Raw genomic sequence first — 12656 nt, 5'->3', positions numbered from 1 at the left:
CTCCGAAACTCTCGGGACACGGTTGACAAACACGAGCGGTCGCTCGCATTCTGGTGAAACGCGAGTGATCTCTCGCGTTTTCCAGTCTACGGGCTGCACGGTGAAGGGGACACCGCACGATGAGCGAAGTCAACAGCCCACCCCGCGTCGGGGGATGGACCCGGTTCGTGACCGCTCGGCCACGTCTGTCGCTGCTCGCCGCCCTGCTGCTCACGGCGCTCGCCGTGCTGGTCGGCAGCGGTGTCGCCGACCGCCTCGGTGCGGGCGGCTGGGAGGATCCGAACGCCGAGTCCACCTACGCGACCAAGGCCCTGGAACGCGAGTTTCCCGACTCCCAGCCCAACCTCCTGCTCCTGGTGGACGCGAAAGGCGCCTCGGTCGATGATCCGGCGGTCGTCGCCGAGGCCGAGCGAATCGCCGAGCGCCTGAAAGGCGAACGGGGCGTTACGGGCGTGGGCTCCTACTGGCAGTCCGGCGCTCCCGCCCTGCGCGCGAAGGACGGCCATGAGGCGTTGATCGCCGCCCGCGTCACCGGTGACGAGACGCAGATGGGCGAAACCCTGGACCGCCTCGCGCCGACGGTCCGCGGCACGCACGGCCCGGTGGACGTCACGGTCGGCGGACCGGTCGCGGTACGGCACGAGATGCAGACGATCATCGAGGAGGACCTCACCCGGGCCGAGCTGATCGCCCTGCCGGTGACGCTGGTGCTGCTGGTGATGGTCTTCGGCAGCGCGGTCGCCGCCCTGCTGCCCCTGCTCATCGGCATCGTCGCCATCCTCGGGACGAACGCGGTGCTGCGGGTGCTCACCGAGTTCACCGACGTCTCCGTCTTCGCACTCAACCTCACCACGGCCCTGGGGCTCGGCCTCGCCATCGACTACGCCCTGTTCATCGTCCGCCGCTTCCGCGAGGAACTGTCCACCGGCGCCGAACCCTTGACCGCCGTGGGCACCACTCTGCGCACGGCCGGCCGTACGGTCCTCTTCTCGGCCCTCACGGTCGCCGTGTCGCTCGCCGCGATGCTGCTGTTCCCGCAGTACTTCCTGCGGTCCTTCGCGTACGCCGGTATCGCCGTCGTCGTGCTGGCCGCGGCGGCCGCCCTGATCCTGCTCCCGGCAGCGCTGGTCCTGCTCGGCCACCGGGTCGACTCCCTGGACCTTCGCCGCCTGTTCCGGCGAGGGCGGGAGCCGCGGCCGACCGTGGACGGGGGCGGCGCCTGGGCCCGCAGTGCGACCCTCGTGATGCGCCGTGCCCCCTTCTTCGCCCCGGCCACCGCGGCCGTGCTCGTCGTCCTCGGACTGCCTTTCCTGGGGGTGAAGTTCGGCACCGCCGACGACCGCCAGCTGCCCTCCACCGCCGAGTACCACGTCGTGCAGCAACACATCCGGGACGGCTTCCCCGGCAGCCCCGGCGGAGGCCTCGAAATCCTCGCCGAGGGAGCGGCCACCCGGGCGCAGTACACCGCGTACAAGGAGCGGATCGCGGACCTGCCCGAAGTGCGGCGGGTCGACGGCCCGCTCGTCAAGGGCGAGTCGGCGTACTTCACGGTGCTGCCGAAGGGCGAGGCCGTCGGCGACCCCGCCCAGCGCCTGGTGGGTGAAGTGCGCGAGGTCCGGGCCCCGTTCGACACCGAGGTGACCGGCACGGCCGCCGTCCTGGTCGACTCCAAGCACGCGATAGCGCAGCAACTGCCCTGGGCGCTCGCCTTCATCGCCATCGTCACCCTGCTCCTGGTGTTCCTGCTGACGGGCAGCGTGCTGATACCGATCCAGGCGGTGGTGCTCAACGCGCTCAGCCTGAGCGCCATGTTCGGAGCGGTGGTCTGGGTCTTCCAGGACGGCCACCTGTCCGGCCTGCTCGGCTTCACCAGCCCCGGCTCGATAGAGACGACCCTCCCGGTCCTGATGTTCTGCGTGGCCTTCGGGCTCTCCATGGACTACGGCGTGTTCCTGCTCTCCCGTATCAAGGAGGAGTACGACAGGACGGGGGACCACAACGAGGCGGTCCGGCACGGGCTTCAGCGCACCGGTGGGCTGATCACGGCGGCGGCGGTGATCCTCGCGGTGGTGATGGTCGCCATCGGTACGTCCCGCGTGACCAACACGAAGATGCTCGGACTCGGAATCGCGCTGGCCGTGCTGATGGACGCGATGATCGTCCGCAGCCTCCTGGTCCCGGCGGTGATGCGCCTCACCGGCCGGGCGACCTGGTGGGCCCCGGGCCCGCTGCGGCGCTTCCACGAACGGTTCGGACTGAGCGAGGGGGAGCGGGAGGAGCTGAAAGCCGACGTGCCCGAACGGGACAGGGCCGAACGCGACAAGGCGGAGGCGCGCGGATAGCGTGCCGGCGTCAGGGGTGATCGGCGCGAGAGCGGGAAGCGGGGGCGCGTATGCGGGCCGTGGTGTTCGAGCGGTACGGAGAGCCGGCCGAGGTGCGCGAGGTGGCGGACCCGGAGCCCGCTGAGCACGGCGTGGTGGTGCGGGTCGAGGCCACGGGGCTGTGCCGCAGCGACTGGCACGGCTGGCAGGGCCACGACCCGGACATCGCGTTGCCGCATGTGCCGGGACACGAACTCGCCGGTGTCGTCGAGGCGGTGGGAGCCCGGGTGACCGGATGGCGAGCGGGGGACCGGGTCACCGTCCCGTTCATCTGCGCCTGCGGCACCTGCCCGTCCTGCGCGGCCGGCGACCAGCAGGTGTGCGAGCGGCAGACCCAGCCCGGCTTCACCCACTGGGGCTCCTTCGCCGAGTACGTGGCGTTGGACCACGCCGACGTGAACCTGATCGCCGTCCCCGAGGACCTGTCCTTCGCCACCGCGGCCTCCCTCGGCTGCCGGTTCGCCACGGCGTTCCGCGCGGTGGTGCGGCAGGGCCGGGTGGCGGCGGGGGAGTGGGTCGCGGTGCACGGCTGCGGAGGCGTCGGCCTGTCCGCCGTGATGATCGCGGCGGCGTCGGGGGCGCGGGTGGTGGCGGTGGACGTGTCGCCGCACGCCCTGGACCTGGCACGGACGTTCGGCGCGGCGCAGTGCGTGGACGCGTCCCGCACGCAGAACACGGCGGAGGCGATCCTCGACCTGACCGGCGGCGGCGCCCACCTCTCCCTCGACGCCCTGGGCTCGCCCGCCACCTGCGCCGCCTCGGTCAACGGTCTGCGTCGCCGGGGCCGTCATGTCCAGGTCGGCCTGCTGCCCTCGGCGAGCGGCACGACACCGGTCCCGATGGCCCGCGTGATCGCCCTCGAACTCGAACTCCTCGGCAGCCACGGCATGGCCGCCCACACCTACCCGCCGATGCTGGAACTCGTTCGGGCGGGAATGTTGCGGCCGGACCTGCTGGTCACGTCCACGATCACCCTGGACGCGACACCGGCCGCGCTGGCGGCGATGGGCACCGCGCCCGGGGCGGGGGTGACGGTCATCGCTCCATGGAGCTGACGACGCCCCACATGCCGGGGGGCGGGGTTTCGGTTCCTCGGGTCAGCCCTCTCTTCGGCCCCGGTTGCCCGGACGGGAGGCCGCCCAGGCGCGCACGGTGTCCGCGTACCAGTAGGGCTTGCCGCCCTCGACGTGATCGGGCGAGGGGAGCAGACCGTGCTTGCGGTAGGACCGTACGGTGTCCGGCTGCACCCGGATGTGTGCCGCGATCTCCTTGTAGGACCAAAGCCTTCGGTCGGTCATGAGGTGCACCTCCCCGCGCGTGCCGCGGTGGCGGCCGGGGGCGGCCGTCGGGGGTACCCGGGCACTGCGCTGGCGATCTCAAAGCCTGTGCCCGCTCAACGACGGAGCGTTGAAGCAGGGCAGGGCCCGTGCGCGGGTGTGACGCATGTGCCGCGTACACGTGACATGTGTGACGCGAAGGGGATGTTTGTGACACGAGTGCCACAAAGACGCACACCGGGTCAAGGGCGCGGCGTGTTGACTGCGACCATCTCTCCCGGTCCGCATGGTGTTGCCCGCGCGGTGCACAAGACGGGCCGGACCCGCTGCGTCGGGCCCGGCCCGTCGGCTCCCCGCATCCCCCGGTTTCCGCATCCCCCCCGGTGCGTCCCCCCGAGCAACCGGCGGGACGCTCAGCCTGCCTGCGGCGGGCACTGCCGGTCTTGGAGAAAACCGCACTGTCGTCGCTCCGACGCGAGGACGAGACTCGTCGCCTCGCCCGTCATCCGGTCGTTCACGGGCCCCCCGGGCCCGGCCGGCACCGTCCGAGCCGCTGTGAACTCCCGTGGCGTGCACCCCGTCATCGCCTTGAACTCACCGCTCAGATGCGCCTGGTCGTAGAAGCCGCAGACCGCCGCCGTCTCCGCCTGTCCCCGTCCGTCCGCCAGCATCCGCCGGGCCCGCTGCAACCGCAGCACCCGGGCCGCCGCCTTGGGACCCAGCCCGATCTGCTCCCGGAAACGGTTCTCCAGGTGCCGCACGCTCCAGCCGACCTCCTCGGCGAGCCGTCGCACCGGCATCGCACCGCCCGTGCGCACCAGCTCGGACCAGGCCCGCACCACCCGCGCCGAACTCGGAGTCCCGGCCGCCCACCAGCGGGCGAACACATCGTCGAGGAGTGCGAACCGGTCGTCCCAGGTCGGTAACGCGGCCAGCGCGGCGGAGAGTTCGCCGACGCTGCGCCGACGGCCCCCGGCCCGGCGGGAGGCGAGGGCGTGCGGCAACTCGTCGGGGTCGACGGTGCGGTCGGCGAGCTCGTACTGGGGCGTGCCGAAGAGCGTGAACGCGGCCCAGGGCGTGAGCAGGACCTCGATGCCCGACACCCGACCGCCGTGCTCACCGACGGCCGGGGTGGTCGTGGGGCCGCAGTAGACCGACACGAGGAGGACGTGGGGCGGCCCGCTCGCGAGATGTGCACCGGCTGGTCGAAGCCCAGCAACAGGGTCGCCGCACCGATCGGTGCCTCCAGTCGGCGCCGCGGCCGGTGCATCGCGAGCCTGACGCCGCGGTAGCTCATCACGCCGGGCCGCAGCCGTGGGTGCGGCGACGCGAGAACGAGTTCCCAGGAACCGACGGGCCCCTCCCCGGACCGCACCAGCACCGCAGACGCCGCCACCATCCGCCCCTCCTCCGGCGAAGGCACCCATGGTGCAACGTCAGGGGAGAGGACGGAAGGCCACTGCAAGGGGCGCGGGCATCACGGCATCAAGGGACGCGAGCATCAAGGGGCGCGGGCATCAAGGGACGCGAGCATCACGTGCATCAAGAGGCCCGGGCCTCAAGGGGCGCGAGCATCACGGGCCTCAAGGGGCGCGGGGAACTGCGCGACCAGCCACAGACAACCCGCACCCGCACCCGCACCCTCACAGAGCGCACCCCCACAAACGCCCCGCCCGCCCCGGAGGGCTACGCCCCGCAGGACCTCAGGAACGCCCGCGTCCGCTGAGCGATCGGCAGCGGAGTGTCCGGCTCGCACGGGTACATGTCCTGCTCGACGATCGCGAACAGATCGACGTCCAGTTTCTGCGCGGCCTCCAGCACGGGCCCCAGCGCGGGCACCCCGGCGGGCGGCTCGCACATCACACCGCGCGCGACAGCCGGCCCGAACGGAACCTCGTTCGCCCGTACGTCCGCCAGGATCTCCGGGTCCACCTGCTTCAGGTGCAGGTACCCGATGCGTTCGCCGTAGGTCTCGATCAGCTTGACGCTGTCGCCGCCGCAGTACGCGTAGTGCCCGGTGTCCAGGCACAGCGACACCAGGTCGGAGTCGGTGCCGTCCAGGAAGCGGACGACGTTCTCCTCGCTGTCGATGTGGGTGTCGGCGTGCGGGTGGACGACGATCTGCAGGCCGTACCGCTCCCGCACCTCCTTGCCGAGGCGCTCGGTCAGGGAGGTGAGGTTGCGCCACTGCTCGGGCGTGAGGGTGTCGGGCTCCAGCACCTCGCCGGTCTTGTCGTCCCGCCAGAAGGACGGGATGACGACCAGATGCCGGGCGCCCATCGCCTGGGCGAGCACCGCGTTGTCCGCGACATGCGCCCAGGTCTTCTCCCAGACGGCCTCGCCGTGGTGCAGGCCGGTGAAGACCGTGCCGGCGGACACTTTCAGGCCACGCCCGGCCGTCTCCTCGGTGAGGACGGCCGGATCGGTCGGCAGGTACCCGTACGGGCCCAGCTCGATCCACTCGTAGCCGGACGCGGCGACCTCGTCGAGGAAGCGCTGCCAGGGGACCTGTTGCGGATCGTCCGGGAACCAGACGCCCCAGGAGTCGGGCGCCGATCCGATCCGGATGCGGGAGAGTGAGGACTGAGGTGACAACGACGTCATGGCCGCCAGCGTGCGGTTCACGAGCGGGGGTGTCAAGACCTGGTCCGAATGTCTGGACAAAACATTGACAGGGTCACGTGCACGGCGCTAGAAACCGTGGAGAGCCGATACGAGCCGACGCGGCCGACAGGCCACTCGGCCAGAAGCCGACGGGTCAGAAGCCCGCTCGGCCACCAGCCGCCGCGGCGCACGAAGGGAACTCGATGGCGTACGACCTGATCACCATGGGGCGGATCGGAGTGGACCTCTATCCGCTGCAGACGGGCGTCCCGTTGCCGCAGGTGGAGACCTTCGGCAAGTTCCTCGGCGGCTCGGCCACCAATGTCGCCGTAGCCGCGGCCCGCCTGGGACGGCAGACCGCGGTGATCACCCGTACCGGCGACGACCCGTTCGGGACCTACCTGCACGAGGAGCTGCGGGGCTTCGGCGTCGACGACCGCTGGGTCACCCCGGTCGCGGGCCTGCCCACCCCGGTCACCTTCTGCGAGGTCTTCCCGCCGGACGACTTCCCGCTCTACTTCTACCGCCGCCCCAAGGCGCCCGACCTGGAGATCGACGCCCACGAGCTCGACCTGGACGCCATCCGCGAGGCGAGCATCTTCTGGGTCACGGGCACCGGCCTGAGCGAGGAGCCCAGCCGTACGGCGACGCTCGCCGCCCTCGCCCACCGCAACAAGGCCGGCGCCACCGTGTTCGACCTCGACTGGCGCCCGATGTTCTGGTCCGACCCGGACGCGGCCCGTCCCTTCTACGCCGAGGCCCTGAAGCACACCACCGTCGCCGTCGGAAACCTCGACGAGGTGGAGGTGGCCACCGGAGTGCGTGAGCCGCACGCCGCCGCCCGTGCGTTGCTGGACGCAGGCGTGGAACTCGCCGTGGTGAAGCAGGGCCCCAAGGGCGTCCTCGCCGTCAACAGCAAGGGAGAGTCGGCCGAGGTGCCCCCGCTCCCGGTGAACGTCCTCAACGGACTCGGAGCCGGCGACGCCTTCGGCGGCTCCCTCTGCAACGGCCTGCTCGAAGGCTGGGATCTGGAGAAGATCATGCGGCACGCCAACGCGGCCGGAGCCATCGTCGCCTCCCGCCTGGAGTGCTCCTCGGCGATGCCCACCCCGGACGAGGTCGCGGCGGCGCTCGCGGCGGGAGCCGTCAAGTGACCGTCGACGTCGCGGACCTGGTCCGCACCCGTTCCGTGCGCCCCGAGGCCATAGCGGAGGCCGCCGCCCGCCGCACCCGCCGCCCCCTGCTCAACACGAGCGGCCGGCTGATGATCGTCGCCGCCGACCACCCGGCCCGCGGCGCCCTCGGCGTCGGCGACCGCAAGCACGCCATGGCAAACCGTGCCGACCTGCTCGAACGCCTCTGCCTGGCACTGTCCCGTCCCGGCGTGGACGGCGTCCTCGCCACCGCCGACATCCTGGACGACCTGCTGCTGCTCGGCGCCCTCGAGGGCAAGGTCGTCATGGGCTCGATGAACCGCGGCGGTCTCCAGGGCGCCAGCTTCGAACTCGACGACCGCTTCACCGGCCACCGCCCCGAGGACATCGAACGCCTCGGCTTCGACGCCGGCAAGCTGCTCCTGCGGATCGACTACGACGACCCGGGCTCCCTCACCACCCTGGAGTCCACGGCCCGCGCCATCGACGACATGGCCGCACGACGGCTCCCGGTCTTCGTCGAGCCGTTCATCAGCCGCCGCTCCCCGCAGGGCAGGCTCGGCAACGACCTGTCCGCCGAGGCCGTCACCAAGTCGATCGCGATCGCCTCGGGCCTGGGCGGCACCTCGGCCTACACCTGGCTGAAGGTCCCCGTCACCGACAACCCCGACGACATGGCCGAGGTCATGGCGACCTCCACGCTGCCCGCGGTGCTGCTGGGCGGCGAGGTCGGGGGCGACCAGGACGGCGCGTACGAGAAGTGGCGCGGCGCCCTGCAACTGCCCACCGTGCGCGGCCTGGTGGTCGGCCGTTCGCTGCTGTACCCGGCGGACGGCGATGTGGCCGCCGCCGTGGACACCGCCGTCGGACTGCTGTGAGGGCCGTATGACCAGCAACGAGATGACCAGCAACGAGCTGTACATCGCCAAGGGCACCGCCGCGAACGCCCAGTACGTGGTCGACATCGACCCCAAGCGGGCCGGCTGGACCCACAGCAGCCTGCGGATCGTCGAACTGGAACCGGGCGGCACCCACACCTTCACCGCCGGGGACAGCGAATGGATCGTCCTTCCGCTGCAAGGCGGATGTACCGTGCAAACAGAGGGTGAAGAGTTCCAACTCCTGGGCCGGGAAAGCGTGTTCGCCGGAGTCTCCGACTTCGCCTACGTGCCCCGTGACGCCCAGGCACTGATCGCCTCCGGCGCGGGCGGCCGCTTTGCTTTGGCAGGAGCGAAGTGCGAGCGACAACTCCCCGCCCGCTACGGCCCCGCGCCGGAGGTCCCGGAAGAAGAGCGGGGCAGCGGCAACTGCGCCCGCCACGTCCGCAACTTCGCCTCCGCCGACGCCTTCGACTGCGACAAGCTGATCGCCGTCGAGGTCGTCACGCCCGGCGGCAACTGGTCCTCGTACCCGCCGCACAAGCACGACGAGCACCGGCCCGGCGAGGAGGCGGAGCTGGAGGAGATCTACTACTTCGAGGTCGACGGCCCGAACGGGTTCGGCTATCAGCGCGTATCCCCTTCACGTGAGGGCGGTTCGGACGTCCTCGCGGAGGTCCGCTCCGGCGACGCCGTCCTCGTCCCCGACGGATGGCACGGCCCGTCGATCGCGCAACCCGGCCACGACATGTACTACCTGAACGTCATGGCCGGCCCGGGTGAGACACGGGAGTGGCGGATCTGCTTCCACCCGGACCATACGGAGGGTTACCGATGACGGCGCAGACCCCGACGACGAGGCTCACGGTCGCGCAGGCGCTCGTCCGCTTCCTGTCCGCCCAGTACACGGAGCGGGACGGCGTACGGCAGCGGCTGATTGGCGCGACCTGGGGCATCTTCGGCCACGGGAACGTCGCCGGACTCGGGCAGGCACTGGTGGAGTACGCCGCCGAGATGCCGTACCACCAGGGCCGCAACGAGCAGTCGATGGTGCACGCGGCGGTCGGCTACGCCCGCCAGTCCAACCGCCTGTCCACACACGCCGTGACGACCTCCATCGGCCCGGGCGCCACCAACCTGGTCACCGGCGCGGCCCTGGCGACCGTCAACCACCTCCCGGTCCTGCTGCTGCCCGGCGACACCTTCGCCACCAGGGTCGCCGACCCGGTCCTCCAGCAGCTCGAAGTCCCGTACGCGGGCGACGTGTCCGTCAACGACTGTCTGCGTCCGGTGTCGAGGTACTTCGACCGCGTCACCCGGCCGGAGGCCCTGATCCCGGCGGCACTCCAGGCCGTGCGGGTGCTCACCGACCCGGTGGAGACGGGCGCGGTGACCCTCGCTCTCCCGCAGGACGTGCAGGCCGAGGCGTACGACTGGCCCGAGGAGTTCTTCGCGGAGCGCACCTGGGCGGTACGACGGCCGGGCGCCGACCCGGCCGAACTCGCCGAAGCCGTAAGGGCGATCCGGGCATCCGAGAGGCCGCTGGTCATCGCGGGCGGCGGGGTCCACCACAGCCGTGCCGAGGAGGCCCTCGCCGAGTTCGCCTCGGTCACCGGCATCCCGGTCGCCTCCACCCAGGCCGGCAAGGGCTCCCTGCGCCACGACCACCCCCAGGACGTCGGCGGCGTCGGCCACACCGGTACCGCCACCGCCAACGAACTCGCCCGCCAGGCCGACCTGGTGATCGGCGTCGGCACCCGCTACACCGACTTCACCACCGCGTCGAACACCCTGTTCACCGGCGACGAGGTCCGTTTCCTCAACCTCAACATCGCCCCCTTCGACGGCCACAAGCTCGCCGGCCAGCCCCTGATCGCCGACGCCCGCAGCGGCCTGACGGAACTCACCGAGGCCCTCCAGCTGCACGGCCACCGCGTCACGGAGACGTACACCGGCGAGTACGCCCTCGACAAGGAACGCTGGGAGCAGCGCGTCGACGCCTGCTACGAGGCCGAGGAGCCCGACATACGGCCCACCCAGCCGCAGGTCCTCGGCGCCCTGGACGCCCTGGTCGACGAGTCGGACGTGATCATCAACGCGGCCGGATCGCTCCCCGGCGACCTGCACAAGATGTGGCGGGCGCGCTCCCGGGACCAGTACCACCTGGAGTACGGCTACTCCTGCATGGGCTACGAAATCCCCGCCGCGATCGGTGTGAAGATGGCGGCACCCGAGCGCAACGTCTGGGCACTGGTCGGCGACGGCACGTACCTGATGATGCCGACGGAGATCGTGACGGCCGTGCAGGAGGGAATCGCGATCAAGATCCTCCTGGTGCAGAACCACGGCTACGCCTCCATCGGTGGCCTGTCCGAGTCGGTCGGCGGTGAGCGGTTCGCCACCGCCTACCGGTACAGGTCCGACGACGGCACGTACACGGGGGCGCCGCTGCCCGTGGACCTCGCCGCCAACGTGGCGAGCCTCGGTATGCGCGTGCTGCGCGCGAAGACCGTACGAGACCTCCGCGCCGCCCTCGCCGAGGCGCGGTCCGCGGACACTCCCACTTGTGTCTACGTCGAGACGGAAACCGCAGACACAGTGTCGGGCCCGCCCCCGGCGCAGGCCTGGTGGGATGTACCTGTGGCCGAGACCGCGACGCGACCGTCCGCGGTGAAGGCCCGTGAGCTGTACGAACGGCACGTCTCTACCCGACGCCGCCCGCTGTGAAGGACTACTGGAGTGATTCAGCCATGACGAAGATCGTCAACCACTGGATCGGCGGCAAGACCGTCGAAGGCGCGTCGGGAACCTACGGGCCGGTCACCGACCCCGCGACCGGCGCGGTCACCACCAAGGTCGCGTTCGCGACCGTCGACGAGGTGGACGCGGCCGTGGCCGCCGCCAAGGACGCCTACGTCAGCTGGGGCCAGTCCTCGCTGGCCAAGCGGGCCACGATCATGTTCAAGTTCCGCGCGCTGCTGGACGCGAACCGGGACGCGATCGCCGAGCTGATCACCGCCGAGCACGGCAAGGTGCACAGTGACGCGCTGGGCGAGGTGGCCCGCGGTCTGGAGATCGTGGACCTGGCGTGCGGGATCACCGTGCAGCTGAAGGGCGAGCTGTCGACCGAGGTGGCCAGCAGGGTGGACGTGTCGTCCATCCGCCAGCCGCTCGGTGTCGTCGCCGGCATCACGCCGTTCAACTTCCCGGCGATGGTCCCGATGTGGATGTTCCCGATCGCCATCGCGTGCGGCAACACCTTCGTGCTGAAGCCGAGCGAGAAGGACCCGTCGGCGAGCCTGAAGATCGCCGAGCTGCTGTCGGAGGCCGGTCTGCCCGACGGCGTCTTCAACGTCGTGCACGGTGACAAGGTGGCCGTCGACCGGCTTCTGGAGCACCCCGACGTCAAGGCCGTGTCCTTCGTCGGCTCGACCCCGATCGCCCGCTACATCCACACCACCGCCTCCGCGAACCACAAGCGGGTGCAGGCGCTGGGCGGCGCCAAGAACCACATGCTGGTGCTGCCGGACGCCGACCTGGACGCGGCCGCGGACGCCGCGGTGAGCGCGGCCTACGGCTCCGCGGGCGAGCGCTGCATGGCGATCTCGGCCGTGGTCGCGGTCGGCGCGATCGGCGACGAACTGGTGGAGAAGATCCGCGAGCGCGCCGAGAAGATCAAGATCGGTCCCGGCAACGACCCGACCTCCGAGATGGGCCCGCTGATCACGAAGGTCCACCGCGACAAGGTGGCGTCGTACGTCGAGGGTGCGGCGGCCGAGGGCGCCGAGGTCGTGCTCGACGGCACCGGCTTCACGGTGGACGGCTTCGAGGACGGCCACTGGATCGGCATCTCGCTGCTCGACAAGGTGCCGACCAGCGCGAAGGCCTACCAGGACGAGATCTTCGGTCCGGTGCTGACCGTGCTGCGCGTCGACACCTACGACGAGGGCATCGCCCTCATCAACGCCTCGCCGTTCGGCAACGGCACCGCGATCTTCACCCGGGACGGCGGCGCGGCCCGCCGCTTCCAGCTGGAGGTCGAGGCCGGCATGGTCGGCGTGAACGTCCCGATCCCGGTCCCGGTCGGCTACCACTCCTTCGGTGGCTGGAAGGACTCGCTCTTCGGCGACCACCACATCTACGGCAACGACGGCACGCACTTCTACACCCGCGGCAAGGTCGTCACCACCCGCTGGCCGGACCCGGCCGACGCCCCGTCGGGCGTGGACCTGGGCTTCCCACGCAACCACTGAGCACGGTGGGCGGGCCCACCAGCGCGGTGGCAGATCCCGGCGCAGCACCACTCCGCCGGGCGTGAGCACCTCGATCGCGCCGTGCCGCGAGACGACGACCGTCACCCGC

General features: G+C 71.1%; 10 protein-coding genes. 7 read left to right on the top strand and 3 right to left on the bottom strand.

Annotated elements, in window-relative coordinates; translation table 11 throughout:
• The first annotated feature begins 119 nt into the window (after nt 1-119).
• Nucleotides 120-2342, top strand: coding sequence for an MMPL family transporter (locus tag ABZ027_RS23215; RefSeq protein WP_356771281.1), 2223 nt, complete (start codon nt 120-122; stop codon nt 2340-2342).
• Nucleotides 2343-2392: 50 nt separating this feature from the next.
• Nucleotides 2393-3436 carry a zinc-dependent alcohol dehydrogenase family protein gene (locus ABZ027_RS23210; RefSeq protein ID WP_356771279.1) on the top strand — a complete coding sequence of 348 codons (1044 nt, stop codon included), beginning with the start codon at nt 2393-2395 and terminating at the stop codon, nt 3434-3436.
• A gap of 42 nt (nt 3437-3478) precedes the next feature.
• Here ABZ027_RS23210 and ABZ027_RS23205 read toward each other — a convergent pair whose 3' ends face one another.
• The 3 genes from ABZ027_RS23205 to ABZ027_RS23195 form a co-directional block, all read right to left on the bottom strand.
• The gene (locus tag ABZ027_RS23205; RefSeq protein ID WP_356771277.1) at nt 3479-3679 is read right to left on the bottom strand and encodes a MerR family transcriptional regulator; all 201 of its coding nucleotides are present in this window, start codon (nt 3677-3679) and stop codon (nt 3479-3481) included.
• Between the two features lie 392 nt (nt 3680-4071).
• Nucleotides 4072-4818 (bottom strand): helix-turn-helix domain-containing protein, encoded by a 747-nt coding sequence (locus ABZ027_RS23200; protein WP_356771275.1) that lies wholly within the window; start codon nt 4816-4818, stop codon nt 4072-4074.
• A 526-nt stretch (nt 4819-5344) separates the two neighbouring features.
• A complete protein-coding gene (locus tag ABZ027_RS23195; RefSeq protein WP_356771273.1) occupies nt 5345-6262 on the bottom strand; it encodes a sugar phosphate isomerase/epimerase in 918 nt (305 codons plus the stop codon).
• Nucleotides 6263-6465: 203 nt separating this feature from the next.
• Here ABZ027_RS23195 and iolC point away from each other — a divergent pair, with 203 nt between their 5' ends.
• Genes iolC through mmsA form a run of 5 tightly spaced genes read left to right on the top strand, consistent with a single transcriptional unit; the run spans nt 6466 to nt 12547 of the window.
• Nucleotides 6466-7416, top strand: coding sequence for a 5-dehydro-2-deoxygluconokinase (gene iolC, locus ABZ027_RS23190; RefSeq protein WP_356771271.1), 951 nt, complete (start codon nt 6466-6468; stop codon nt 7414-7416).
• The gene (locus ABZ027_RS23185) at nt 7413-8294 is read left to right on the top strand and encodes a deoxyribose-phosphate aldolase (RefSeq protein ID WP_356771269.1); all 882 of its coding nucleotides are present in this window, start codon (nt 7413-7415) and stop codon (nt 8292-8294) included. Before iolC ends, ABZ027_RS23185 begins: the two co-directional genes overlap by 4 nt.
• Nucleotides 8295-8316: 22 nt before the next feature.
• Nucleotides 8317-9132: a 5-deoxy-glucuronate isomerase gene (gene iolB, locus ABZ027_RS23180; RefSeq protein ID WP_356771456.1), complete on the top strand. Its 816-nt coding sequence runs from the start codon at nt 8317-8319 to the stop codon at nt 9130-9132.
• A complete protein-coding gene (iolD, locus tag ABZ027_RS23175; RefSeq protein ID WP_356771267.1) occupies nt 9129-11021 on the top strand; it encodes a 3D-(3,5/4)-trihydroxycyclohexane-1,2-dione acylhydrolase (decyclizing) in 1893 nt (630 codons plus the stop codon). Before iolB ends, iolD begins: the two co-directional genes overlap by 4 nt.
• Before the next feature lie 23 nt (nt 11022-11044).
• The gene (gene mmsA / locus ABZ027_RS23170) at nt 11045-12547 is read left to right on the top strand and encodes a CoA-acylating methylmalonate-semialdehyde dehydrogenase (protein ID WP_356771265.1); all 1503 of its coding nucleotides are present in this window, start codon (nt 11045-11047) and stop codon (nt 12545-12547) included.
• Nucleotides 12548-12656: the final 109 nt, after the last annotated feature.

Origin of the sequence: Streptomyces sp. NPDC006332 (assembly GCF_040612855.1) — a bacterium.
Taxonomy (GTDB): Bacteria; Actinomycetota; Actinomycetes; order Streptomycetales; family Streptomycetaceae; genus Streptomyces.
The sequence above is the reverse complement of the archived record's forward strand: the minus strand, read 5'-3'. Positions and strand labels throughout refer to the sequence as shown.